This is a genomic window from Ferrigenium straubiae (genome assembly GCF_051257895.1).
In the GTDB taxonomy this organism is placed as follows: domain Bacteria; phylum Pseudomonadota; class Gammaproteobacteria; order Burkholderiales; family Gallionellaceae; genus Gallionella; species Gallionella straubiae.
This window is the reverse complement of the sequence record NZ_CP194331.1, coordinates 1,818,923-1,844,146: the sequence shown is the minus strand read 5'-3', so window position 1 is coordinate 1,844,146 and position 25,224 is coordinate 1,818,923. Positions and strand designations below refer to the sequence as shown.

At 61.1% G+C, this 25,224-nt stretch carries 25 protein-coding genes, 1 other RNA gene and 1 riboswitch; of the genes, 20 read left to right on the top strand and 6 right to left on the bottom strand.

Annotation, left to right across the window (positions count from 1 at the left end; genetic code table 11):
* Positions 1-19 precede the first annotated feature (19 nt).
* Together ACRRNM_RS08900 and ACRRNM_RS08895 are read right to left on the bottom strand one after the other, a co-directional pair.
* Positions 20-580: a hypothetical protein gene (locus ACRRNM_RS08900; protein ID WP_435627873.1), complete on the bottom strand. Its 561-nt coding sequence runs from the start codon at positions 578-580 to the stop codon at positions 20-22.
* 97 nt (positions 581-677) lie between these two features.
* On the bottom strand, positions 678-2,525 hold the full coding sequence (locus ACRRNM_RS08895; RefSeq protein WP_435627872.1) for a TonB-dependent receptor domain-containing protein: 1,848 nt from the start codon (positions 2,523-2,525) through the stop codon (positions 678-680).
* A 132-nt stretch (positions 2,526-2,657) separates the two neighbouring features.
* Positions 2,658-2,855, bottom strand: a riboswitch (cobalamin riboswitch).
* Between the two features lie 110 nt (positions 2,856-2,965).
* Here ACRRNM_RS08895 and ACRRNM_RS08890 point away from each other — a divergent pair.
* The 5 genes from ACRRNM_RS08890 to ACRRNM_RS08870 all read left to right on the top strand — a co-directional run bounded on the left by ACRRNM_RS08890 (position 2,966) and on the right by ACRRNM_RS08870 (position 5,115).
* The gene (locus ACRRNM_RS08890; protein ID WP_435627871.1) at positions 2,966-3,154 is read left to right on the top strand and encodes a hypothetical protein; all 189 of its coding nucleotides are present in this window, start codon (positions 2,966-2,968) and stop codon (positions 3,152-3,154) included.
* Positions 3,151-3,462, top strand: coding sequence for a cell division protein ZapA (locus tag ACRRNM_RS08885; RefSeq protein ID WP_435627870.1), 312 nt, complete (start codon positions 3,151-3,153; stop codon positions 3,460-3,462). The genes ACRRNM_RS08890 and ACRRNM_RS08885 overlap by 4 nt, the downstream gene beginning before the upstream one ends.
* A 2-nt stretch (positions 3,463-3,464) precedes the next feature.
* A non-coding RNA gene (gene ssrS, locus ACRRNM_RS08880) (6S RNA) lies at positions 3,465-3,642 on the top strand.
* A gap of 50 nt (positions 3,643-3,692) precedes the next feature.
* A complete protein-coding gene (locus tag ACRRNM_RS08875; protein ID WP_435627869.1) occupies positions 3,693-4,160 on the top strand; it encodes an EVE domain-containing protein in 468 nt (155 codons plus the stop codon).
* Positions 4,161-4,317: 157 nt separating this feature from the next.
* Complete coding sequence (locus tag ACRRNM_RS08870) at positions 4,318-5,115, top strand: sulfite exporter TauE/SafE family protein (protein ID WP_435628664.1); 798 nt, start codon at positions 4,318-4,320, stop codon at positions 5,113-5,115.
* Here the strand turns inward: ACRRNM_RS08870 and ACRRNM_RS08865 are convergent.
* Both ACRRNM_RS08865 and ACRRNM_RS08860 read right to left on the bottom strand, forming a co-directional pair.
* Positions 5,108-6,043 (bottom strand): COX15/CtaA family protein, encoded by a 936-nt coding sequence (locus tag ACRRNM_RS08865; RefSeq protein ID WP_435627868.1) that lies wholly within the window; start codon positions 6,041-6,043, stop codon positions 5,108-5,110. The genes ACRRNM_RS08870 and ACRRNM_RS08865 overlap by 8 nt on opposite strands.
* A gap of 104 nt (positions 6,044-6,147) precedes the next feature.
* Positions 6,148-8,466 (bottom strand): diguanylate cyclase domain-containing protein, encoded by a 2,319-nt coding sequence (locus tag ACRRNM_RS08860; protein ID WP_435627867.1) that lies wholly within the window; start codon positions 8,464-8,466, stop codon positions 6,148-6,150.
* A gap of 381 nt (positions 8,467-8,847) precedes the next feature.
* Here ACRRNM_RS08860 and ilvA point away from each other — a divergent pair, with 381 nt between their 5' ends.
* The 15 genes from ilvA to rpoH all read left to right on the top strand — a co-directional run bounded on the left by ilvA (position 8,848) and on the right by rpoH (position 24,143).
* A complete protein-coding gene (gene ilvA, locus ACRRNM_RS08855) occupies positions 8,848-10,356 on the top strand; it encodes a threonine ammonia-lyase, biosynthetic (protein ID WP_435627866.1) in 1,509 nt (502 codons plus the stop codon).
* A 3-nt stretch (positions 10,357-10,359) separates the two neighbouring features.
* The gene (locus ACRRNM_RS08850; protein WP_435627865.1) at positions 10,360-10,962 is read left to right on the top strand and encodes a 5-formyltetrahydrofolate cyclo-ligase; all 603 of its coding nucleotides are present in this window, start codon (positions 10,360-10,362) and stop codon (positions 10,960-10,962) included.
* Between the two features lie 40 nt (positions 10,963-11,002).
* A complete protein-coding gene (gene aceE, locus ACRRNM_RS08845; RefSeq protein WP_435627864.1) occupies positions 11,003-13,741 on the top strand; it encodes a pyruvate dehydrogenase (acetyl-transferring), homodimeric type in 2,739 nt (912 codons plus the stop codon).
* A 9-nt stretch (positions 13,742-13,750) separates the two neighbouring features.
* Positions 13,751-15,058 (top strand): dihydrolipoyllysine-residue acetyltransferase, encoded by a 1,308-nt coding sequence (gene aceF / locus ACRRNM_RS08840; protein ID WP_435627863.1) that lies wholly within the window; start codon positions 13,751-13,753, stop codon positions 15,056-15,058.
* A 140-nt stretch (positions 15,059-15,198) separates the two neighbouring features.
* Positions 15,199-15,873: a nicotinate-nucleotide adenylyltransferase gene (gene nadD / locus ACRRNM_RS08835; protein WP_435627862.1), complete on the top strand. Its 675-nt coding sequence runs from the start codon at positions 15,199-15,201 to the stop codon at positions 15,871-15,873.
* Positions 15,867-16,229 carry a ribosome silencing factor gene (rsfS, locus tag ACRRNM_RS08830; protein WP_435627861.1) on the top strand — a complete coding sequence of 121 codons (363 nt, stop codon included), beginning with the start codon at positions 15,867-15,869 and terminating at the stop codon, positions 16,227-16,229. The genes nadD and rsfS overlap by 7 nt, the downstream gene beginning before the upstream one ends.
* A gap of 3 nt (positions 16,230-16,232) precedes the next feature.
* A complete protein-coding gene (gene rlmH, locus ACRRNM_RS08825; protein ID WP_435627860.1) occupies positions 16,233-16,703 on the top strand; it encodes a 23S rRNA (pseudouridine(1915)-N(3))-methyltransferase RlmH in 471 nt (156 codons plus the stop codon).
* A 28-nt stretch (positions 16,704-16,731) separates the two neighbouring features.
* A complete protein-coding gene (locus ACRRNM_RS08820; protein ID WP_435627859.1) occupies positions 16,732-17,352 on the top strand; it encodes a Maf family protein in 621 nt (206 codons plus the stop codon).
* A complete protein-coding gene (gene rng / locus ACRRNM_RS08815; RefSeq protein WP_435627858.1) occupies positions 17,349-18,803 on the top strand; it encodes a ribonuclease G in 1,455 nt (484 codons plus the stop codon). Before ACRRNM_RS08820 ends, rng begins: the two co-directional genes overlap by 4 nt.
* Positions 18,804-18,896: 93 nt before the next feature.
* Positions 18,897-19,619, top strand: coding sequence for a carbonic anhydrase (locus tag ACRRNM_RS08810; protein WP_435627857.1), 723 nt, complete (start codon positions 18,897-18,899; stop codon positions 19,617-19,619).
* 164 nt (positions 19,620-19,783) lie between these two features.
* Positions 19,784-20,854: a dTDP-glucose 4,6-dehydratase gene (gene rfbB / locus ACRRNM_RS08805; protein WP_435628663.1), complete on the top strand. Its 1,071-nt coding sequence runs from the start codon at positions 19,784-19,786 to the stop codon at positions 20,852-20,854.
* Complete coding sequence (gene rfbD / locus ACRRNM_RS08800) at positions 20,851-21,747, top strand: dTDP-4-dehydrorhamnose reductase (protein WP_435627856.1); 897 nt, start codon at positions 20,851-20,853, stop codon at positions 21,745-21,747. Before rfbB ends, rfbD begins: the two co-directional genes overlap by 4 nt.
* A gap of 2 nt (positions 21,748-21,749) precedes the next feature.
* Entirely contained in the window at positions 21,750-22,631 is an 882-nt protein-coding gene (rfbA, locus tag ACRRNM_RS08795; protein WP_435627855.1) for a glucose-1-phosphate thymidylyltransferase RfbA, read from the top strand.
* Positions 22,632-22,636: 5 nt separating this feature from the next.
* Positions 22,637-23,182 (top strand): dTDP-4-dehydrorhamnose 3,5-epimerase, encoded by a 546-nt coding sequence (gene rfbC, locus ACRRNM_RS08790; RefSeq protein WP_435627854.1) that lies wholly within the window; start codon positions 22,637-22,639, stop codon positions 23,180-23,182.
* A gap of 106 nt (positions 23,183-23,288) precedes the next feature.
* Entirely contained in the window at positions 23,289-24,143 is an 855-nt protein-coding gene (gene rpoH, locus ACRRNM_RS08785) for an RNA polymerase sigma factor RpoH (RefSeq protein ID WP_435627853.1), read from the top strand.
* Positions 24,144-24,214: 71 nt separating this feature from the next.
* Here rpoH and ACRRNM_RS08780 read toward each other — a convergent pair whose 3' ends face one another.
* Complete coding sequence (locus ACRRNM_RS08780) at positions 24,215-24,610, bottom strand: ClpXP protease specificity-enhancing factor (RefSeq protein ID WP_435627852.1); 396 nt, start codon at positions 24,608-24,610, stop codon at positions 24,215-24,217.
* The gene (locus ACRRNM_RS08775) at positions 24,607-25,203 is read right to left on the bottom strand and encodes a glutathione S-transferase N-terminal domain-containing protein (protein ID WP_435627851.1); all 597 of its coding nucleotides are present in this window, start codon (positions 25,201-25,203) and stop codon (positions 24,607-24,609) included. Before ACRRNM_RS08775 ends, ACRRNM_RS08780 begins: the two co-directional genes overlap by 4 nt.
* Positions 25,204-25,224 lie beyond the last annotated feature (21 nt).

The following is a 25,224-nucleotide window of genomic DNA, read 5'->3' as shown; positions in this document are numbered from 1 at the left end:
TCGCGACAGGCGTCAGCAATCAGGCGTGCGCAGAACGCCCGGACAGGTTCGCAGCGGCGATTTGCACGCAGGCGGCAATGGACAGATACAGGAAGGCGCCGGTCAGGTAGAGGCCGTAATACTTGGCCACGCTGCCCGCATATTGCAGCGCGCTCATCTCGGCAAACCGTCCGGAGAACAGGAAAAAGCTGCCGCTGGAAATCACAAAGGCCATACTGGTTGCCACCAGGGCTGTCGCTGTAAACAGCGACAGGCTGCGCCAGGACTGGCTATGGCGTGCCGCATAGAAACGCCCCGCATACCACATGACGGCGTAAGTGGGGATCAGGAACCAGTAGGCGGGCGAGACGCACCAGTCGCTCACGCCGGCATAATTGATCGCAGAATAATCCGCCAGGCCGGCAACCAGCAGCAGGGCCGGGAACGCCGCCAGCGGCAAATATATTCCGGCCAGCAGGAATGCCGCCAGCGACGCATCGGGCAGGTGCGTCAGGGAATCGAAATGGTGCGAACGGGTTGCCGCCATAAGCAGCACCAGCAGCGCGAACAATGCAATGGACTTATTCCGGGTCAGCTTCATTGTAAAAAATCCTCATTTATTGAATGCCAAAAACACGCTTACCTTAACATAAAGTCGGGGTAGGCAGGCAAGGGGATAGCCCTTGCCCGACCTGCAATTATTGCTGGTAACTCAGCCCCACGAACAGCCTGCGCCCCGGCGTATTGAAGCTATACGCCTCGCTGTAGGCACGGTTGAACAGATTGTCCACGCGCGCCGACAGGTTCAAATGTGCGTCTATCTTGTAGGCTGCAGTCAGGCTGACCGACTGATAGGCCGGCAACACGAAGTTATCGAAATTGCTGTTTTTGCGCGCACCGCTGTGATGCAGCTCCGCACCCGCATTCCAGGCACCCAACTCGCGCGAGCACGCAAAATTCGCGTGTTCCCTTGCACGGCGCGGAAGTATCTGCCCGGTTGCGGCATCACGCGGGTTTTGCAAGGTGGCATTGGCCGTTAAATGTGTACCGTCAAACTTGCCGGCATAACCCAGCTCGAAACCGTCTATGCGAGCCTCGCCTATATTCTCCATGGTGGTGAAAGTGCCGTTTACCGCGATCAGGTCGCGAATCCGGTTGTCGAAATAAACCACATTGAGGCGCTGCCCGTTTGCCGCATAACGCAATCCCGCTTCCCTGTTATGCGCGCGCTCTGGGCGCAGGTTGGGGTTTCCTGCAAACCCCCAGGTAAGCGGATAAAACAGGTCGTTAAAGGTAGGAGCCTTGAATGCGCTGCCGATACTCGCGGTGAATCGCCATGTATCGGTAAATTGCAGGCCGTAGCCGAGCAAACCGGTATTGGCTATGCCGAAGTCCGAGTAGTTGTCATGGCGCAGATTGAATTGCACCTGCTGCCTGCCGTATTCCCCGACATATCCTCCCATCAGGCTGCCCACGTTACGCCGGGTGCGTGAAAATGCCGTGCTGGAGGTGACCGCTTGTGACAGATGTTCCGCGGCGAGATTGATATGCTGCTTATCCATTACTCGTACATCGTTCTGCCAGGCAATCTGCCGGTTGGCCGTTTTAAACAGGGCACCCGACGCGACATCCGGCGCGCCGTTCAGGAAACTCTGGGAATCATCCGTTCCCTGCGCCAATTGCAACCTGCTCTGCCACGTATCGCTGATGCGGTTGTCGGCCGCCAATGAAAGTTTCCTGATGCTTGATTTGCTGCTATGGATATCTGTGGGTACTGCCGGGAAAGAGGAGCTGTCAGTCTGGCTGTTGCCGCTGCTGTCGAACAGTGAGGCGGATAACTGATGATCCGCATTGAAGGCATGCTGCAGCTGCGCGCTGAACGTCGTGTTGTCATAGCCGTCCCTGTCGGGATTGGCCCTCGCGGCAAGCTGGGGATTGATGGCCGATACGCCATCGGTTTTGGTCTTGCCGGCATTGACGCTGAACGACGTGTCGTTCACTTCGCCCGAAAATCCTGCCGCCAGACGCTGCGTGTTCTGGTTGCCCAGGCCGACGCTTGCATTAATGGCCGGTGCGCCACGACCGCGCCTGGTAAACAACTGGATCACGCCGCCAATGGCTTCGGAACCATACAGGCTGCTGATATTGCCGCGTACTACTTCGATGCGCTCGATGCTATCCAGCATGATGTGCTCAAGCGCGGTCAATCCGCTGGTGGCGGAGTTGATGCGCACGCCGTCCAGCAGCACCAGCACATGGCTCGAATTGGTGCCGCGCATGAAGGTGCCGGACAGTTTGCCTAAGCCGCCGCTCTGAGCCACTTCGACTCCCGCAAGTGAGCGCAGCAGCGTGGGTACATCCTGCGCACCGGACTTGCGGATATCCTGCTCATTCAGCACGGTAGTGTGCGCGATGGTTTGATCCAGCGGCTGCGGCATACGCGATGCCGTCACGACTGTCTCACCCAAGCTGGGCGTTTCGGCATAAGCGGCAAAAGGAAAAGAGATCGCACCGGACAGCGCGACGGTTATCAATTTCTGTTTCATGGTTGGTTCCCGGATAAGTTCCAAGCGTCCCCGCTGGAACATTAAAATTCAGGGAATACCACGGGCAAAAAAGCAGAATGGGGACGGCGATGCCGTTCAATTTGTGCCGATGCGGCCGCCCGCAGCATCTCCTGTTCCCTTTGCTCCGGGGCCGGTCTCCGGGCTCGCAAGTCTTGATCTGCCGCCTTCCCATGATTGCTCACAGTGGCATACTGGCAAATCCGCACTCGCTTACCGTTGCGGGGGCAGCACAGGCATCGGGTATTCCCTCACCTGTTTCCCGTTTAACCCGTCTGCAAGCAGACGGGAACCTCAAAGCAGGGCGCACTGTAACACAGGCGGGATGCGCTGCCAAAAAATCACAAACCGCTTTCAGAACTCCCGCTTACCGTTTGACTTATCAGCACTTTTCAAATTATAGTCAACGCATGGAAAACGAATTGACCGCACTGGAAGGCAAGCTTGCGCAACTGATACAAGTGAGCGGCAAGCTGCGTGCGGAAAATCACCAGTTGCGCCAGGAGCTGGCGCATGCACTCAGCAGCAACAGGCTGTGCAGCGACAAGGTGGAAAGCGCAAAGGCGCGCCTCGAAAGGCTGCTGGCCACCCTCCCCGAAGAACAGACATGAGCGGCTCCACCAAAACGTTGGACATCAAGATTCTCGACCGGGAGTTGCGCGTCGCCTGTCCCGAAGAGGAGCGCGGCGAACTGCTCGATGCGGTCACCTATCTCGACAAAAAAATGCGCGAGATCCGCGATGCCGGCAAGATCGCCAGCATCGAGCGCATCGCCATCATGGCCGCCCTGAACATCGCCCACGAATTGCTCTCGGTCAAGGTCGGGCGCGGCATTGACCTCGCCGACGTTAAGCGTAGAATGAACGACATGGAAACAGCGATTGACAAGGCGTTAGCCGAGCAGGATACGCTGTTCTGAGTTGTCCCCTGCGGTGTTCGTCAGGCCCATAATTCTTTGAACCGATAAGCTCTGCTTAAGGCTGCAACCCTCGATGTTACTGTTGTGAGCGTCCCTCGCGGATGCACCTGATGTAACTGGGAAGCCGCCCTCTTGAACCCGGGTTCAAGATGCCGGGTCAACGGCACAGGCGGGGGGCTTTATTCCGGTGCGACCTCAGGGGGTCGCACTTTTTTTTGCGGATGAGGAACATGCGCTACTGGCTGATGAAATCCGAGCCATCCGATTGCAGCATCGACGATCTCGCGGCGATGACTAACCAGACCGTGGCCTGGTACGGCGTGCGCAACTACCAGGCGCGCAACTTCATGCGCGACCAGATGCGGGTCGGCGACGGCGCGCTGTTCTACCACTCCAACTGCAAGGAGCCGGGCATCGCCGGCATCATCAAAATTACCAGTGCTGCCTATCCCGATGCGACCCAGTTCGATCGCAAGAGCCGCTTCTTCGATCTCAAGGCCACACCCGAGCAGCCGCGCTGGTTCAACGTGGACGTGCAACTGGCGCGCAAGATCCCGCTGATTCCGCTCGGCGAATTGCGCCGACATCCTGAGTTGGCGCGAATGCGCACCCTGCAACGCGGCAACCGCCTGTCCATCACCCCGCTCGATCCGGCGGAGTGGAACTTCATCCTGAAGCATCTGGTGCGCGAGCGATGATGAAAAAAACCCTTCACCACGAAGGACGCGAAGATCACGAAGATTTTTCGGGGCATGTGGCGAGGAACCCGCAACAAGGCCGATGTTCCCAGAGTGTCTGCCGGTTTTTCTTCGCGACCTTCATGCGCTTCGTGGTTCAAGTACGGAATTCAAATTGATGGAGTGGTATGCCGCCTATCTCCTGCTCGGCGCCTTCGTCGGCTTCTTCGCCGGCCTGCTCGGCATCGGCGGCGGGCTGGTGCTGGTGCCGGTGCTGAGCTGGCTGTTCGAGGCGCAGCACCTGGGGGGCGAGCAAGGCATGCACCTCGCACTGGGCACTTCGATGGCCGCGATTCTCTACACCGCTGCCACCAGCGCCTATACGCACCACGCGCATGGTGCGGTCAATATGGCTGTCGTGCGCGGCATGACGCCGGGCCTGCTGCTCGGCACGCTGCTCGGGGCGCTGTTCGCCAGCGCTGTCTCGCAATCCTGGCTGTCGCTGTTCTTTGCGCTGTTCGTGTATTTCGCCGCCGTACAGATGCTGCTCGACCTGAGGCCCAAGGCCGCCCGGCAACTGCCCGAGCGCACCGGCCTGACGCTGGCCGGCAGCTTCATTGGCGCGATCAGCAGCCTGGTCTCCATCGGCGGCGGAACGCTGAGCGTGCCTTATATGTTGTGGCACAACATTCCCTTCAAACAGGCCATCGGCACTTCGGCCGCACTCGGCTTTCCCATTGCACTCGGCGGTACGACAGGCTATGTCGCCACCGGTCTGATGCTGCACACGCTGCCTGTCGGGACGCTGGGTTTCGTCTATCTACCCGCGCTGTTCATGCTTATCTTCGGTAGCGCCTTCACCACGCCGCTCGGCGCGAGGGCGACCCACCGGCTGCCGCTGCAGCCGCTGCGGCGCGGGTTTGCCGTGCTGTTGCTGGTGCTGGCGACGCGGATGTTGCTGAAGGCTTTTACCTGATAGTTTTCCGGAGCCGGAAAACCAGCGTTACCAGTGCGACCAGCAGCAGCATCGCCACCGCGTTGTGCAGCACCGCGACCGGCAGCGACAGACCGAGCAGCACGTTGAGAACGCCGAGCGCGAACTGAAGCAGGATCAAGCCGAGGATGATTCGGCCGAGGTTGCGCAGGCCTCGCACCGCCATGACCCCAAAAGACAGCCAGCCCAGGTAGGCAACAAGCAGCAGCGCCCCGGCTCGATGCATCCAGTGGATTGCGGTGAGTCTTTCCGCAGAAAGCGGCAGGCCGGAGGAATCGAAGCCGTAGGAAAAATCCATGGGCGGCAGCAGCGCGCCGTTGCAGAGCGGGAAACCGCTGCAGGCGAGCGCGGCAAAATTGGAACTCACCCAGCCACCCAGCATGACCTCTGCCAGCAGCAAGGCGACGCCTAGCCAACCAGGCATGCGCCACTTCTGCGCCTCGCGCGCATCGATGGCGGCGGGCTGCACCGTCTGGCGCAGCGCGATCCAGCTCAGCAGCATCAGCATCGCAATGCCGCCCGCGAGATGCACCAGCACGATGACCGGGCGCGGCAGATGGGAAAACGCCCAGATGCCGAAGACGGCGAGGAACACCATCAGCCCCAGCAGCAGGGTCGGCAGCAGCGGCGATTGGCGCAGTTCCTTGCGTTTTTTCCACGCCAGCCCGCACACCGCGATGGCCAGCAAGCCGAGCAGTTGCACCACCTGGCTGTGCAGCTTCCACTGCCACGAGGTGTGGCCGCGCGGCGCATCCGCTCTGGGTGGCTGCCTTTCCTTGAGCGCGTTTTCCTCATAGCAGGCCGGCCAGTTGGCGCAGCCCAGGCCGGCATCGGAAAGGCGCGCATAGGCGCTCAGCACCACGGCGCAGAAAGCGAGCACGCAGGTAACGAGGACAAGTTTCGGATACATCGTTCGACGCCGGAAATGATGACCGCGCAATTGTATGCGATAGCGGCGGACAAGGCGATTCTGCCGGCCGCACGGTGCGGCAAAACAGGAAGAATCGGCTGGAATCAGGGAGTGCCGGGATAATGGAAACGGATGGTGTTGCGCCCAGCCATCTTGGCCTGGTACATCGCGACGTCGGCCCATTTGAGGATGTCTTCGCGGCTGTATTCATGGCCGGCGAACAGCACGATCCCGATGCTAGAAGTGCAGCGGTGCTCGACGGCGAGCTCGCCGTTTGCCTCCTGCAGCAGCTCCAGTCGGTAAGGCTGTGCCAGTGCAGCGCGAATCTTCTCAGCTACCCCGTTTGCCTGTGTGGCGGAGGTCACGCTGTCGCCATACAGTTCCTTCAGCATCACCACGAATTCGTCGCCGCCGAAACGCGCCACGGTGTCTTCCTCGCGCACGCAAGCCGCAATGCGCTGCGAGGCTTCGATCAGCAGCAGGTCTCCGACATCGTGGCCATGCGCATCGTTGAGCGGCTTGAAGTTGTCGAGGTCGAGGAACATCAGCGCACCGTGGCGACCGCTGCGCCGGCTGGATGCCAAAGTCTGGCCCAGCCGGTCGATCAGCAGGCGGCGGTTCGGCAATTGCGTGAGCGGATCGTAAAACGCCAGGTTTTTCAGGTGTTCCTCGCTGATCTTGCGCGCCGTGATGTCCTGCTTCAACGCCACGAAATGGGTGATTTCGCCGCTCTTGCCGCGCACCGGCGTGATGGTTGTTTCATCGTGGTACAGCGTGCCGTCCTTGTGCCGGTTGATCAATTCGCCATGCCATACCCGCCCGGAGAGGATGGTCTGCCACATCGCCGCATAAAACTGCCGGTCATGGCATTCCGATTTGAAAAGCTCGCCGCAATAGCATCCGGCTGCCTCGTCGAACTCGTAGCCGGTCAATCTGGTGAATGCCTGATTTGCCCAGATGATGCGTGCCTCCCGGTCGGTGATCATGAGCGCATTGGCGGCGGCATTGAGAGCTGCATCGTGCAGGCGCAAGGCCTCAGCGATGCTCGTGCGTTCGATGGCTAGGGCGGCCAGCCCGGCATAGTTCTCGATCATCGCGATTTCGCCCGGCTGCGGCGTGGCGGGATGGCGGTGATAAATGGCGAACGTACCCAGTATGCGTCCGTCGTAGCCCTTGACTGGCTGCGACCAGCAGGACTGCAAGCCCGCGCGGCCTGCCAGTTCGCGGTAATTCTCCCAGTGAGGGTGAGTCCTGATGTCCTCGACGATGGTGCGTTCACCGCGATAGGCCGCCGTGCCGCACGAACCCATTCCTTCGCCGATGGCGATGCCGTTGACCGCCCGATTGTAAAAGTCCGGCAGACTGGGCGCTGCTCCGTGCCGCAAACACCCGCTCTCCTGATCCGACAGCAGGATGGAACACAGCATTTCCGGGTGATGCACCTCAATCAGTTGCGCCAGCATTTCCAGGATGCCCGGCAATTCGGCGTGGTGCACGATCATCTCGAGCACGGCGTTCTGATGCGCCAGTTCGGTGCCCATCTGTTTCAATTGGGCCGCGCTTTCATGCAAGCGCTGTTCGTTTTCGGTGCGCCGCCGAAAGTACCTGACCAGCATGTAGGCCAGCACAGCCGCCAGCAGGCACAGCAAGCCGCCCAGAAGCAGCGTGATGTTGAGCGACAAGGTGCCGGCATTCCAGCCGGAGCGCGGGTAGGCGGCGATTTCCCAGCTTCCGCCTGGCAGGGAGATTTGCTGCACGACCGGTTGCGCGGCAAACACACCGGCGCTGCCATAGAAAACTTCGCCACGGCTGCCCTCGCCGTCGCGGCCGCGGATGGCGACATGCAGGGTTTTTTCGATGGCGGGCAAATCCGCCTCGTGCAGCAAACCGTCGAGCAGGATGGGTGTGCCGATGGCGCCGATAAAAGGCCTGTTTCCCGAAGCCTGGTCTGCGCCGTATACCGGGATGCGCACCACCACTCCTTCGCCGCCTTCCAGCAGCTTCAGAGGCCCGGCGATTACCGGCTGCCCTGTGGAAATCATTCTCCGGTAGGCAGGCCATTGCGCGGGGAGCTTGCTGAAATCCTGCCCGACGAGCCTTTCATTGCCTTCGGGCGGATAGACGCAACAGACGACGCTGCCGCGAAACAGGGCGATATCGAGCAGGGCTGGGCTGGATGCCTTGGCCTGCTCCGCCAGTCTTATGAATTCATGTTGCGGCAAATCGGGGTGTGCCGCATAGACTACCGCCATGGCGCGCGAGGCGGCGATCGACGTGTTGACGGCGGCCTCCAGTCTGGCGCGCACTGCAGAGATACGCTCCATGACATGGAGCCGTTCATCCTGGGTGATATATTCGCGCTCGAGGTTATAGGCTGCCAGCACGGCCGCGAACATTAACGATGCCGCGGCGAGGGCGGCCACTTTGGGGCTGAATATCCGGTGCAATTTCGATCCTGCGCTTTCGTTCGTTAAAAGTGCCTTGTTGCCATTTGCAGGATTGACCATTCGGAAAACTGCAGCGCGGCATTAGACCACAGCTCATTCGGCGGAAATATATGCCGAATTACCTAGATAATCAGGCATAGGTAATTTCCCTATGCCGGCTCCAAACGCCCTATTTATGCTAATCTGCGCGAGCCTTTCATTTTTTGGCAAGTTAATTATGTCCTCTGGAAATTCATTTTGCGGGATAAAGCGTAATGAGCCGCACAGCGAATGACGAGGCATATCAGTTGGATAGATGAGGAATGAGCGAGCACGCGACACCGCGATTTGCCCGCAAAATGGATTTATAGAGGGCATATGAATGGCTATCTGAAACGCATCCTCAACGCACGCGTCTATGACGTGGCGGTCGAAACCCCGCTGGAATTCGCGCCCAACCTTTCCGCGCGCACCGGCAATACGCTGCTGCTCAAGCGCGAGGACATGCAGCCGGTGTTTTCCTTCAAGCTGCGCGGCGCATACAACAAGATGGCGCAGCTCACGCCCGAACAACTGAAGCGAGGAGTCATCGCCGCCTCGGCGGGCAATCACGCGCAGGGCGTGGCGCTTTCGGCGCAGAAACTCGGCTGCAGGGCGGTCATCGTGATGCCAGCCACCACTCCGCAGATCAAGATCGACGCGGTGAAAGGCCGCGGCGCCAAGGTGGTGCTGCACGGCGATTCGTATTCCGACGCCTGCGCGCACGCGCTGGAACTGGAAAAGCAGGAAGGCATGACCTTCGTGCATCCCTACGACGACCCCGACGTGATCGCCGGGCAGGGCACCATCGCGATGGAAATTCTGCGCCAGCACACCCGGCCGATTCACGCGATCTTCTGCGCCATCGGCGGTGGCGGATTGATCTCCGGCGTGGCGGCCTATGTCAAGGAACTGCGCCCCGAGATCAGGATCATCGGCGTGCAGCCCACCGATTCCGACGCGATGTACCGTTCGCTGAAAACCAAAAAGCGCGTCACGCTCGAGCATGTCGGGCTGTTCGCCGACGGCGTGGCGGTGAAGCAGGTCGGGCAGGAGACCTTCCGCCTGTGCCGCAAGCTGGTGGATGAGGTCGTGCTGGTGGATACCGACGCCACCTGCGCCGCGATCAAGGACGTGTTCGAGGATACGCGCTCGATCCTCGAACCGGCGGGCGCGCTGGCGATCGCCGGCGCGAAGCTATATGCCGCACGCGAGAAGCTCAAGAATGAGACGCTGGTTGCCGTCGCCTGCGGTGCGAACATGAACTTCGACCGCCTGCGCTTCGTCGCGGAACGCGCCGAAATCGGCGAGCAGCGCGAGGCGATCCTCGCCGTCACCATCCCCGAGACGCCCGGCAGCTTCCGCAAATTCTGCGCGCTGCTCGGTAAGCGCAACATCACCGAGTTCAACTACCGCTACGACGACCCGAAAGTGGCACATGTGTTCGTCGGCATCCAGGTGCGCGACCAGTCCGAGACGGCCGAGCTGGTGGAGAGGCTGCGGCGCAACAACCTGCCCACGCTCGATCTGTCCGACAACGAGATGGCCAAGCTGCACCTGCGTTACCTGGTTGGCGGGCATGCGCCGGAGGTCAAGGATGAAATCCTGTTCCGCTTCGAGTTCCCGGAACGCCCCGGTGCGCTGATGAACTTCCTCAACAGCATGAGCCACAACTGGAACATCAGCCTGTTCCACTACCGCAACCACGGCGCGGACTACGGCCGCGTGCTGGTTGGCATGCAGGGGCCGCACCACGACAAGAAGGCGCTCAGGACTTTCCTCGACACTCTCGGTTACCGCTACTGGGACGAGAGCGGCAACCCGGCGTACCGCTTGTTCCTGGGGTGACCTGTGCACGGCTCGCTCAAGCAAGCCATCCGCAAGAGCACGCTGTCCCTACGTGAGCAGCTTCTCGCCGATACCCGCGCTGCACACAGCGCGGCGATCACCGAGCGTCTGCTGCAGCTGCCGGAGTACCGGCAGGCCGGGGCGGTGCTGGGCTACATGAACTTCGGCGCGGAATTCGAAAGCTCGCTCTGGGTGGAGCGTGCGCTGGCGGAAGGCAAGCGGCTCGCGTTGCCCAAGGTGAACCGCCACACCAACCACCTCGACCTGTACTGGGTGGATGATCTTGAGAACCAGCTTGCGCCTGGTCTGTGGGGGATACGCGAGCCGGTTGTTGAGCGCTGCGAGCGGCTGAACAATCCAGATGAGGTAGAATTTGCGCTGCTGCCGGGGGTGACTTTCACCCGCGACGGCGCACGGCTGGGTTACGGCGGCGGGTTTTACGACAAGCTGCTTGCAGGCATGGCGCAACGGCCTATACTGGTAGCTGCGGCATTTGCGTTGCAGATCGTCGATGCCCTCCCGCAGGAGGCGACCGACATCAAGGTCGAATGGATCGTCACCGAGCGGGAAACCATAGACTGCGCGGCTCAAGGGCGTATCAAGTAGCATTTCAAAACTGGTGTTGCGGCAATATCGGAGGTGAAAGATGTCATCTTTACCCGATCAAGACCCGCCCGATTCCGATCCACAGGAAACGCAGGAGTGGCTGGACGCACTCGCGTCGGTGCTGGAAAACGAGGGTGCGGAACGCGCACATTTCCTGCTCGAACAACTGACCGGCAAGGCTCGCAAGGCCGGCGCCGGCATGCCGTTCAGCGCAACCACTCCCTATTGCAACACCATCCCGCCGGATCAGGAGCAGCGTTCTGCTGGCGACCACGAGATGGAGCACCATATCCGCGCGCTCACGCGCTGGAACGCGACGGCGCTGGTGCTGAACGCAAACCGCGAATTCTCTGGGCTGGGCGGGCATATCGCCACCTTCGCCTCGGCGGCCACGCTGTACGACGTGGGCTTCAACCATTTCTTCCACGGCAGGACCGAGACCCACGGCGGCGACCTGGTGTATTTCCAGGGCCACTCCTCGCCGGGCATGTATGCGCGCGCCTTCCTCGAGGGGCGCATCGATGAGGAGCGGATGCGCAAATTCCGCCAGGAGTCGGAAGGCGGCGGTCTATCGTCCTATCCGCACCCATGGCTGATGCCGGACTTCTGGCAGTTCTCCACCGTATCGATGGGGCTGGGGCCGCTGATGGCGATCTACCAGGCACGCTTCATGCGCTACCTGGAGCATCGCGGCATCGCGCAGACCAGTGCCCGCAAGGTATGGGCCTTCCTCGGCGACGGCGAGACCGACGAACCGGAATCGCTCGGCGCGATCTCGCTCGCGGGGCGCGAGAAGCTCGACAACCTGATCTTTGTCGTGAACTGCAACCTGCAGCGGCTCGACGGCCCGGTGCGCGGCAACGGCAAGATCATCCAGGAACTGGAGGGCGTGTTCCGCGGCGCGGGCTGGAACGTCATCAAGGTGGTGTGGGGCCGGCACTGGGACCGGCTGTTCACCAAGGACAAGAACGGCCTGCTGCAAAAACGCATGGAGGAGGCGGTGGACGGCGACTACCAGACCTACAAGGCGCGCGATGGCGCCTACGTGCGCCAGCACTTCTTCGGCAAGTATCCGGAGTTGCTGGAGATGGTCGCGGACATGTCCGATGACGAAATCTGGCGGCTGAACCGCGGCGGGCACGACCCCTATAAAGTGTACGCGGCCTATGCGGAGGCGGCGAAACACACCGGCCAGCCGACAGTGATCCTCGCCAAGACGGTGAAGGGTTACGGCATGGGCGCATCCGGCGAGGCGCAGAACCCGACTCACCAGCAGAAGAAAATGGATATCGATTCGCTGCGCCAATTCCGCGACCGCTTCAACATCCCGTTGACCGATGCGCAGGTGGAAAGCCTGGATTTCTGCCGCCCGCCCGAGGACAGCCTGGAGATGAAATATCTCAGGAATCGCATCGAGGAACTGGGCACGGTGCCTGCGCGCAATCCGGCCGGCGAGCCGCTGAAGATACCGGGACTGGAGGCGTTCGAGGTGCTGCTCAAGGGCACCGAAGAGCGCGAGATTTCCACCACCATGGCGTTTGTGCGCCTGCTCGGCATCCTCATCAAGGATTCGAACATCGGCAGGCTGGTCGTGCCGATCGTGCCGGACGAATCGCGCACCTTCGGCATGGAGGGGCTGTTCCGCCAGATCGGCATCTTCTCGCAGGTTGGGCAGCTCTATACACCGCAGGACGCCGAGCAGCTGATGTTCTACAAGGAGGACGAGCACGGCCAGATCCTGCAGGAGGGCATCAACGAGGCGGGGGCGATGTCCTCGTGGATCGCAGCCGCGACCTCTTACGCAAACCATAGTGCAGCGACGATTCCGTTCTACATCTATTACTCGATGTTCGGCTTCCAGCGCATCGGCGACCTGGCTTGGGCGGCGGGCGACATGTGCGCGCGCGGCTTCCTGCTCGGCGGTACCGCGGGGCGCACCACGCTGAACGGCGAGGGGTTACAGCACCAGGACGGGCACAGCCACCTGGCAGCGGCGACCATCCCGAACTGCGTGGCCTACGACCCGGCCTTCGCCTACGAACTGGCGGTAATTCTTCACGACGGCCTGCGCCGCATGTACGTAGAGCAGGAGAACCGCTTTTATTACATCACGGTGATGAACGAGAACTACGCGCATCCGGCGATGCCGGAGGGCGCGGAGGAGGGCATCGTCAGGGGAATGTACCTCTTCAGGGAAGGGGAAAGGGAGCCCTCGCAAGGAGGAGGCCGAGTGGTACCCAACGGCTCCGCCGTTACCCCTTCGCACAAGGGGGAGGGAAAAAAACTGGTGGTGCAGTTGCTGGGGAGCGGGGCGATTTTGCGCGAGGTCATCGCGGCGGCGGAGTTGCTGGAGAAGGACTTCGGCGTGGCTGCCGACATCTGGAGCGTGACCAGCTTCAACGAACTGCGCCGCGATGGGCTGGACCGCGAACGCTGGAACCGGTTGCATCCCGAGGACGAGCCGCGCGTCAGTTATGTCGAGCTATGCTTCGCCGGGCGCAGCGGTCCGGTGATTGCCGCGACCGATTACCTCAAGAGCTACGCCGATCAGATCCGCGCTTTCGTGCCGGCACACTATACCGTGCTGGGCACGGACGGTTTCGGCCGCTCGGATACGCGCGAGAAGCTGCGCCGCTTCTTCGAGGTGGATCGCGGCCATGTCGCCGTCGCGGCGCTCAAGGCGCTGGCCGACGAGGGCGCAATCGGCAAAGGTGAGGTAAGCAGGGCGATCAAGTTGTACCAGATCGATCCGGACAGGCCCAACCCGGTCACCGCATAAGGGGGCGACATGACAGAAATTATCGAGGTGGTCGTGCCGGACATCGGCAACTTCAAGGATGTGAGCGTCATCGATGTGCTGGTTAAGGCGGGAGATACGATCGAGGCGGAAGAGGGCATCATCACCCTGGAGACCGACAAGGCGACGATGGACGTGCCGTCACCGTTCGCGGGCGTAGTGCAAGAGGTAAAAATCAAGGCAGGCGACAAGGTATCGCAAGGCTCGCTGATTCTGCTGCTGGAAAGCGGCGATACGGCAGCGCTTTTACCTGGCGCAGATCATGCTTCTTTGCCTACAAAAAATTCATTGGGGAGCACTATCCTTATTCCCCCTCCAACTCCCCCCTTGATGGGGGGCGAGCCAGCCGCCGCACCTTCTTTGCACCCTCCCCTTCAAGTGGAGGGCCGGGGTGGGGATGGGGTAAAAGCGCACGCCAGCCCCGCGATCCGCCGCTTCGCGCGCGAATTTGGTGTGGATTTGGCGCAGGTGAAGGGCAGCGGGCAGAAGGGCCGCGTCACCCAGGAAGACGTACAGGGCTTCGTCAAGGCTGCGCTCGCGCAGCCGCGCGGCGCAGGCGGTCTGCAGGTTCTTCCCATGCCGGAGGTGGATTTCGCCGCCTTCGGCGCAATCGAAAACAGGCCGCTGTCGCGCATCAGGAAACTGTCCGGCCCCTATTTGCATCGCAACTGGGTGAGCATTCCGCATGTCACGCAGTTCGATGAGGCCGACATCACCGAGTTGGAAGTATGGCGCAAGCAGCTGAACGAGGAATATGCCAAGCAGGGCGTCAAGATCACGCCGCTGGCCTTTTTCCTCAAGGTCGTGGTGGAGGCACTGCAGCAATACCCCGAGTTCAACGCCTCGCTTGATGCGAGCGGAGAGAACCTGGTGCTGAAAAAGTATTTCCACATCGGCGTGGCGGTGGATACGCCGGAAGGGCTGGTGGTGCCGGTGCTGCGCGATGTGGACCGCAAGGGCATCGTGCAACTCGCCAGTGAGCTCGGCGAGATCAGCGCGCGGGCGCGCGACAAGAAGCTCTCCGCCGCCGAGATGCAGGGCGGCTGCTTCACCATCTCCAGCCTCGGCGGCATCGGTGGCACGGCGTTCACGCCGATCGTGAACGCGCCGGAGGTGGCTATCCTCGGCGTGTCGCGCTCCAGCATGAAACCGGTGTACAAGGACGGCGGTTTCGTGCCACGCCTGATGCTGCCGCTGTCGCTGTCCTACGATCATCGCGTGATCGACGGCGCCGCCGCCGCGCGCTTCGTCGTCTGCCTGTCGCAGACGCTGGCGGATATCCGCCGCCTGGCGCTGTAAAATCTGCACTCATCGGCCGCGGATGATCGCGGATAAGCGGCAGCCGCACGAAATAGGTTGTTCGCCAGGGAGGCGCATGGGAAAATCGGGCCAGTCGCATATTTCCACCCTTACAAATCCAGGTTTATCCTTGGCCGATTATGGTTTCTAGCAACAAGAGCGTCGCCCCCATCGGCGTCCTGGGCGGGACGTTTGACCCGATTCATTTCGGGCACCTCCGCCTCGCCGAGGAGATGCTGGAGTTGGCGCACTTCCGCGAAATCCGCTTCATTCCCGCCGGTACGCCGCCGCATCGCGGCAAGCCGCAAGTGTCCGCACAGCACCGCAGCGCGATGGTACGCCTGGCGATAACCGGACAGCCCGCTTTCGTGCTGGACGAGCGCGAAGTCAATCGCACCACGCCGTGCTACACGGTGGACACGCTGCGTGAACTGCGCGCCGAACTGGGGACGGCGCAGCCGCTGTGCCTGCTGATGGGCGGCGATGCCTTTCTGCAGCTGCACACCTGGCACGAATGGGAGCAGCTGTTCGAACTGGCGCATATCGTGGTCGGCTACCGGCCCGGCTTCACGCTGGAGGAGCGCATTCACGGCGCTTTGCCGGAATTGCAGCGGCACTACCAGCGGCGACTGTGCACTGAAAACGTCCTGGCGCAACAGCCTTGCGGCGGCATCGCCGAGTTGGCCATTCCCAAGCTGGAAATCTCCGCCACCGACATCCGCCGCCGCGTCGCGGAAGGCCGTACCATACGCTATCTGCTGCCCGATGCGGTGGCCGGTTACATTCATCAACATCATCTATACCAACCATGCTGACTACCGAAAAAAAAACCCAGGCCGTCGTTGCCGCGCTCGAAGACATCAAGGCCAACGACATCACCGTGATCGACACCAGCAAGCTCAGCTCGATGTTCGAGCGCATGGTCATCGCCAGCGCCCAGTCCACACGGCAGACCAAGGCGCTTGCCGACAACGTGGTGGTCAAGCTCAAGGAGCAGGGTGCGCAGGTGTACGGCCGCGAGGGCGAAGACAGCGGCGAGTGGATCCTGATCGACCTCGGCGAGGTGCTGGTGCACATCATGCAGCCCGCGGTGCGCGAGTACTACAACCTCGAAGAACTGTGGAGCAAGGCGCAGGCGTTGCGCCCGAAACTGGCCAAGGCGCCGAAGTAAAGCGTGAAGCTGCTCATCGTATCGGTGGGGCACCGGGTGCCGGACTGGATCACGGCGGGCTTCAACGAATATGCCAAGCGCATGCCGCGCGAAGCGAAGATCGAGTTGCTGGAGATCAAGCCCGAGCCGCGCAGCACCGGCAAGAACACCGCGCAGATCATGGAGGCGGAGGCGCAGCGCATTCTTGCCGCCCTACCGCAGGGCAGCCTGCGCATCGCGCTGGACGAGCGCGGCGCGCAACCGACCACCAAGCAGCTCGCCGCGCAGATGCAGGAATGGATGCGCGAGGGGCGCGACGTGGCGTTCATCATCGGCGGTGCGGACGGCCTGCACGAGTCGGTCAAGCAGGCCGCGCAGCAACTGCTGGCGTTGTCCGCGCTGACCCTGCCGCATGCCTTCGTGCGCCTGCTGCTTGCCGAGCAGTTGTATCGGGCGCATAGTCTGTTGCACAATCACCCCTATCACCGTGAGTGAATACCCTGGGTTATCTTGAGTAAGCCTTATGGCCATCATCCAACCACGCATCTACCTGGCCTCGCAAAGCCCGCGCCGTCGCGAATTGCTTAAGCAGATCGGCATCAACTTCGAGCTGCTGCTGTTGCGTTCCGACCCGTACCGCAACCCGGATGTGGATGAAACGCCGCATGACGGCGAGCCGCCGGAGGAATACGTGCAGCGTGTTTGCCGTGCCAAGGCCGAAGCGGGCTACGCCTCGCTGAAACTGCGCAGCCTGCCGCCGTTCCCGGTGTTGGCCGCCGATACGACCGTCGTGTTGGATAACAGGATTTTCGGCAAGCCGGACAACGCCGGACATGCCGCCGAGATGCTGCGCCAGCTTTCCGGCTGCGAGCACAAGGTGTTCAGCGCAGTGGCGGTCGCACTCGGCGATCATGTCGAGACTGCACTTTCCGTTTCCACGGTGCGTTTCGCAACGCTCGACGAGGAGCGCATCCAGCGTTACCTGCTCACCCGCGAATACACGGACAAGGCCGGCGGCTATGCCATCCAGGGATATGCCGGCGCGTTCGTCGAGCATATTGCCGGCAGCTATTCCGGCGTGATGGGGTTGCCGCTGTTTGAAACCGTACAATTATTGAAACACTTTGACTATCCCACACCATGAGCGAAGAAATCCTGATCAACGTCACCCCCCAGGAAACCCGCGTCGCGGTGATGCAGCTTGGCGTGGTGCAGGACCTGCATATCGAGCGCAGCAGCAGTTGCGGCATCGTCGGCAATGTCTATCTCGGCAAGGTCAGCCGCGTGTTGCCGGGCATGCAGTCCGCCTTTGTCGACATCGGCCTGGAGCGTTCGGCGTTCCTGCATGTGGCGGACATCTGGGAAAACAGCAACAACGGCGATATTCCCAAGCCGATCGAAAAAATCCTCTTCGAAGGCCAGGCCCTGCTGGTGCAGGTCATCAAAGAGCCCATCGGCAGCAAGGGCGCGCGGCTGTCGACGCAGATCAGCATCGCCGGGCGATTGCTGGTTTATCTGCCGCAGGAGGCACATATCGGCGTGTCGCAGCGCATCGAGAATGCAGCCCAGCGCGATGCCTTGCGTGCTAGGCTGCAGGCCGTGCTGCCGCCGGAACACCAGGGCGGCTACATCATCCGCACCGTCACGGAGGCGACGGATGATCCGGATTTTCCGGCGGATATTACCTACCTCGACAAGCTCTGGCATAACCTGCAGAACACCGCGCAGAACGCCAGCGCGCCGCAATTGCTGTATCAGGAGCTCAACCTCAGCCTGCGGGTGTTGCGCGATTTCGTCGGCAACGACACGACCAGGATCCTGGTGGATTCGCGCATCACCTATCAGAGCATGCTGGAGTTTGCGCAGGCCTACAACCCAGCCGCGACGGATCGCCTGGAGCACTATCCCGGCGCGCGTCCGCTGTTCGATCTGTACGGCGTGGAGGAGGAAATCGAGCGCGCGCTGGCGAAGCGCGTCGATCTCAAGTCCGGCGGCTACCTGATCATCGACCAGACCGAGGCGCTGACCACCATAGACGTGAATACCGGCGGCTTTGTCGGGCTGCGCAATTTCGACGACACCATCTTCAAGACCAACCTGGAAGCCACGCAGGTCATCGCGCGGCAGCTGCGCCTGCGCAACCTCGGCGGCATCATCATCTGCGATTTCATCGATATGGACACGGAGGAGCATCGCGACGCGGTGCTGGAGGAGTTCAAGAAGGCGCTGGCGCGCGACCATACGCGCATCAGCGTGAGCGGTTTTTCCTCGCTGGGGCTGGTGGAAATGACGCGCAAGCGCACCCGCGAGAGCCTGGCGCATGTCCTGTGCGAATCCTGTCCGACTTGCCAGGGACGCGGGGAGGTGAAGACCGCGCAGACCGTGTGCTACGAGATCCTGCGTGAAATCGTGCGCGAGGCGCGCCAGTTCAACGCACGCGAATACCGCATTCTCGCCTCGCAGCAGGTGATCGACCTGTTCCTGGAGGAGGAATCCCAGGCGCTGGCGATGCTTTCTGACTTCATTGGCAAGCCGATTTCCCTGCAGGTCGAGACCCTTTACGGCCAGGAACAATACGATGTCATCCTGATGTAGGGTTCGCGCGTTTAATGGCACCGGTCCGTTAGACCACACCGGCGTTCCATACGCATTCCGATCAATATAAAACCGTCTCGGGGAGAAAAAAGTATGTTCAAGAAGCAACTCGCGGCCTTGCTGGCTGCCACCGCATTTGTCATGCCCATGTTTGCCCATGCCAGCGGCGATCACCACGCCGGTGATGCTGCCGTGGCACAAGCCTTCATCAAGGAAATCCAGGCCGACCAGAACGCCTATGCTGCCGCCAAGGGCGCGGCGTTCTTCCAGGAACTGTCCAAGGGCCAGAAGCCACGCGCCACCGTGGTGACCTGCTCCGACTCGCGCGTACACACCAATATGCTCGACAAGACGCCCGAGGGCGACCTGTTCATGATCCGCAACATCGGCAACCAGCTCGCGACCGCCAAAGGATCCGTTCAGTACGGCGTGAACCACCTGGCTTCCTCGCTGCTGATCTTTATCGGCCATTCCAAATGTGGCGCGATTGCAGCAGCGGGCGGCGACTACTCCACGCTTGAGGAGCCGATCAAGAAGGAACTGGACACTATTAATATCGCCAAGGGTTCCGCCAACATCGATGGCGTAAAAGCCAACGTCAACAACCAGGTTGCCGCCGCGCTCAAGGAGTGGGGAGAAAAAGTGAAGAGCGGCGAGCTGCTGGTGGTGGGCGCGGTGTACGACTTTGCCGACGACATGAAACAGGGCGCAGGCAGGCTCAACGTCATCAACATTAACGGCGAGACCGACCCCGCCAGGCTGAGCGGCATGCCTGCGACGGCGGCCAAGGCGGCGCACGGGCACGAGCATCACTGATTAGCGGCAGGGCGGACGATAAGGGCCGGCGCAAGCCGGCCTTGTCATTTATGCGTCCGCCGGTTTTTCGGGCGCGAGGATGGGGTGGCCTATATGAATGGGCAGGCGCATCAAATATAATCGCGCCACTTTTGGTGCATACTCACCAGATCTCAAGGAGGGGTATTTTGATTCTGGTAACCGGCAGCGCTGGCTTTATCGGCTCGAACTTCGTGCTGGACTGGTTTGCGCGGCAGGACGAAGCCGTCGTCGGGCTGGACAAGCTGACCTACGCGGGCAACCTGGAAAATCTCGCCTCCCTTGGGGACGAACCGCGCCACATTTTCGTGCGCGGCGACATCGGCGACACGGAGTTGGTGGCAGGGCTGCTGGCGCAACACCGCCCGCGCGCCGTCGTCAATTTCGCGGCGGAAAGCCATGTGGACCGCTCCATCCATGGACCGGGAGATTTCATCCAGACCAACATCGTCGGCACCTTCCACCTGCTCGAGGCGGTGCGTGCCTACTGGTCAGGCATGGCGGATGAGGAAAAGACCGGTTTCCGCTTCCTGCATGTTTCCACCGATGAAGTGTACGGCTCGCTCGCCCAAGGCGATCCCGCCTTCAGCGAAACGCACCGCTACGAGCCGAACAGTCCCTATTCGGCCAGCAAGGCCGCCAGCGACCATCTGGTGCGCGCTTACCACCATACCTACGGCCTGCCGGTGCTCACCACCAATTGTTCCAACAACTATGGCCCATATCACTTTCCGGAGAAGCTCATCCCGCTGATGATCGTCAATGCGCTCGCAGGCAAGCCGCTGCCGGTGTACGGCGACGGCCAGCAGATTCGTGACTGGCTCTACGTCAGGGACCACTGCGCGGCAATTCGCTGTGTGCTGGAAAAGGGCAAGGTGGGTGAGGTCTACAATATCGGCGGCTGGAACGAGAAAGCCAACCTCGACATCGTGCATACCGTCTGTGCATTGCTCGACGAACTGCGCGCGCGCGCGGACGGCAAGTCCTACCGCGAGCAGATCGCCTTCGTCACTGACCGCCCCGGCCATGATCGCCGCTACGCGATCGACGCGCGCAAGATCGAGCGTGAACTGGGCTGGAAACCTGCCGAGACGTTCGAGACCGGCATCCGCAAGACTGTGCAGTGGTATCTCGACAACCCGGACTGGGTCAGCCACGTGCAGTCCGGAAGCTACCGGCAGTGGGTCGAAAAAAATTACGTGGGGCGTGGCAATTGAAAATCCTCCTGTTCGGAAAGGGTGGACAGGTCGGCTGGGAACTGCAGCGCAGCCTTGCGCCGCTGGGCGAGCTGATCGCGCTGGATGCAGACAGCCGGGAGATGTGCGGCGACTTCACCGATCCGGACGGCCTTGCACGCACGATTCGCGCCGTGGCGCCGGACGTGATCGTCAACGCTGCCGCCCATACGGCGGTGGACAAGGCCGAGAGCGAGCCGGAGCTGGTGCGTGCCATCAACGCGCAGGCGCCTGGCGTGCTGGCGCAGGAGGCCAGGCGCGGCGACGCCTGGCTGGTCCATTATTCCACCGATTATGTGTTCGACGGCAGCGGCGACCGCCCTTGGCGGGAGGCGGACGCCCCCGCATCGCTCAGCGTTTACGGTTCGACCAAGCTCGAAGGCGAACAACTGATCCAGCAATCCGGCTGCCGGCACCTGATTTTCCGCACCAGCTGGGTGTATGGCGCGCGCGGCGGCAACTTTGCCAGGACCATGCTGAAACTGGCGCAGGAGCGCGACAGCCTCAAGGTGATCGACGACCAGGTCGGCGCGCCCACCGGCGCGGACCTGCTGGCCGACGTGACCGCTCATGCAATCCGCGCCGCGCAGCAGCGGCTGGAACTGGCCGGGCTCTACCATCTGGTTGCAGCAGGTGAGACCTCGTGGCATGGTTACGCCAGCTTCGTCATCGACTACGCACGGCATGCAGGCATGCAGCTCAAGGTCGCGCCGGATGCCATCCAGGCCGTGCCCACCAGCGCATTTCCTACGCCGGCGAGGCGGCCGCACAACTCGCGCATGGACACCCATAAACTGCAACAGGCTTTCGGGTTGAATATGCCGCATTGGCAGGATGGCGTGACCAGGATGCTTACCGAAATTTTGGAAAAATAACCATGAATAATCGCAAGGGCATCATTCTCGCAGGCGGTTCCGGCACGCGCCTGCATCCCGTTACCCTGGCGGTGTCCAAGCAACTCCTGCCGATCTACGACAAGCCGATGATCTACTACCCGCTGTCCACCCTGATGATGGCCGGGATACGCGACATTTTGATTATCTCCACGCCGCAGGACACGCCGCGCTTTGAGCAATTGCTGGGCGACGGCAGCGCGTGGGGGCTGAATCTGCAGTATGCCGTGCAACCCGCACCGGAAGGCCTGGCGCAGGCTTTCATCATCGGGCGGGAATTCATCGGCAATCATCCCTGCGCACTGGTGCTGGGCGACAACATCTTCTACGGCCATGCGCTCCATGAGCAGTTGAAAAGGGCAATGCAGCAAAACAGCGGGGCAACGGTGTTCGCCTACCATGTGCGTGACCCGCAGCGCTACGGAGTCGTGAAATTTGACGGCAACGGACGCGCGATTTCGCTGGAAGAAAAACCGGTGCAGCCCAAGTCAAATTATGCGGTCACCGGCCTGTATTTTTACGACAACGGCATCCTGGACATTGCTGCCGGCCTCAAGCCCTCCGCGCGCGGAGAACTGGAAATCACCGATGTCAACCGCATCTACCTGGAACGCGGCGGCCTGTCCGTCGAAATCATGGGGCGCGGCTACGCCTGGCTGGACACCGGCACACATGAATCGCTGCTTGAAGCCAGCCAGTTCATCCAGACCATCGAGCATCGCCAGGGGCTGAAGATCGCCTGCCCGGAAGAGATTGCCTACCGCCAGGGGTTCATCGACGCCGCGCAACTAGAGAGGCTCGCCGCCCCGTTGCTAAAGAGCGGTTATGGCAGCTACCTCATGCAGGTGCTGAAAGAAAAGGGCTAAACTGGATGAAAGCGATCCAGACCACCATTCCCGATCTGCTGATCATGGAACCTCAGGTATTTGGCGATGAACGCGGCTTCTTCTACGAAAGCTTCAATCGGCGCAAATTTGCCGAATTGACGGGCCACGATGCGGATTTTGTGCAGGACAACCATTCGCGCTCGGCCAGAAACGTGCTGCGCGGCCTGCACTACCAGATACAGCGCCCGCAAGGCAAACTGGTGCGCGTGGTGCAAGGTACGGTGCTCGATGTTGCGGTGGACATACGCCGCGGTTCGCCGACTTTCGGGCGGCATGTCGCGGTGGAACTGTCCGCCGACAACAAGCGCATGCTCTGGATACCGGAGGGTTTTGCCCATGGCTTCGTTGCGCTTTCGGACACGGCTGAATTTCTGTACAAGACCACGGACTACTGGTGCCCGGAACACGAACGCTGCATCCGCTGGGACGATCCCGCGCTGGCGATCGATTGGCGATTTCAGGCTGCTCCTTCTGTTTCCGCCAAGGATGCGCAAGGTAAACCGCTCGCCGAAGCGGAGTTGTTTGCCTGATTCCTCCGGGCCTCAGGCCTGCCGAGGGAGGCTCTTTAAATCCCGGAGCTTTTCCTCTTGGCACTCTCGGCCTATGAGTGCTAGTATTTGAAGAAGGAGGAACATCATGAATACCATTATGAGTTTGCCTGTACCGTCCGCCGTTGGCAGTCTGGAAGGCTATATACAAGCCGTGAACCGCTTTCCGCTGTTGTCCGAGGAGGAGGAGTATGCCTTGGCGACGCGCTTCAGGAACGGGAATGATCTGGATGCCGCGCGCAATCTGGTACTTTCGCACTTGCGCGTGGTGGTCAGCGTGGCGCGCGGCTATGCCGGCTACGGGTTGCCGCAGGCCGACCTGATTCAGGAAGGCAATATTGGCCTGATGAAGGCGGTGAAACGCTACGACCCGGAGCGCAGGGTGCGCCTGGTGTCGTTTGCGCTGCACTGGATACGTGCCGAAATCCAGGAGTTCATCGTACGTAACTGGCGGTTGGTGAAAATTGCCACCACCAAGGCGCAGCGCAAGCTGTTCTTCAATCTGCGTAGCATGAAGCAGGGTCTCGCGCCGCTCAAGCCGCAGCAAATCAGCGAAATTGCGCAGCAGCTCAACGTCAGCGAACGCGATGTGACGGAGATGGAGTCGCGTTTCGCCGGCCATGAAGTCGCCTTGGAACCGGCTGGTGGGGATGACGAGGAAAGCTATGCGCCGATCCACTATCTGGCCGATGGCGAGGAACACGAGCCGTCACATATTCTGGAAACGGCTGAGCGTGAGCGCCTGCAAACGTCCGGTCTGGCGAATGCCCTGTCCACCCTGGATGAGCGCAGCCGCCGTATCGTCGAGGCGCGCTGGTTGCGCGAAGGGGATGCTGCAACCCTGCACGAATTGGCGGCTGAGTTCAATGTTTCCGCCGAACGTATCCGCCAGATCGAGCAGAAGGCGCTGAGCAAAATGCACGCGGCATTGGCCGCGGTTTAACGGTTGATCCGAAAAATAAAAAAGCCGCAGCTTGCTGTGGCTTTTTTATTCGACCCTGCACCAAGCAGAGTCTATTTGACTATCTTCAAGTGTGGTTTAGGTTTTGGCTTGGGCGTGTCCTCGGTATCGGCTGCGGCCGGCGGCGGTGTTCCAGGGTCGTTGCCCTGGAAAACCAAGCCTTGGCCGTTTTCCTTGGCGAATATGCCGATGACCGCTGCGACAGGCACCATGATATCGAAGGGCACGCCGCCAAAACGGCCGTTGCAGGAAATTATCTCGTTACCCATTTCCAGGTTGCGCACCGCACTCGCGCTGAGGTTCAGCACAATTTCGCCATCCTTGACGAAAGCCTGCGGCACCTCGGTGCGCTCGTCGACGCGAACCGCCAGATAGGGGGTCAAGCCGCTATCCACGCACCATTCGTAGATCGCACGAATCAGGTATGGGCGCGTGGACAAATCGCTCACTTGCGCATCGCCCTTTCGGAGGGCGTCAGCGCATCGATGAAGCCCTGGCGCGAAAACAGCCGCTCGGCATACTTCATCAGCGGCGCGGCTTCCTTGCCCATCTGGATGCCGTAACGGTCGAGCCGCCACAGCAACGGAGCGATCGCCACATCCAGCATGGAGAATTCGTCACCCAGCAGGAATTTCTGCTTGGTAAGTATCTGCGCAAGCTGGGTCAGGTTGTCGCGAATTGCGGCACGCGCCTTGTCGGCGTTTTTTCCGCCTTGTTCTATGATGTCCACCTGGCTGTACAGTTCCTGCTCGAAACGGTGCAGGAACAAGCGGGCGCGGCCGCGCATGACGGGATCCGGCGGCATCAGTTGCGGGTGCGGGAAGCGTTCATCGATATACTCGTTGATGATGTTGGCTTCATACAGAATCAGGTCGCGCTCGACCAGAACCGGCACTTTATTATACGGATTGATCGCCGCGATATCCTCGGCGCGGTTCATCAGATCCACGTCGATCACTTCAAAGTCCATGCCCTTCTCGTACAGCACGATCCGGCAACGGTGGGAATATGGGCACGTCGTGCCCGAATAGAGTCGCATCATAGAAACAGCCTGCCATCGAAA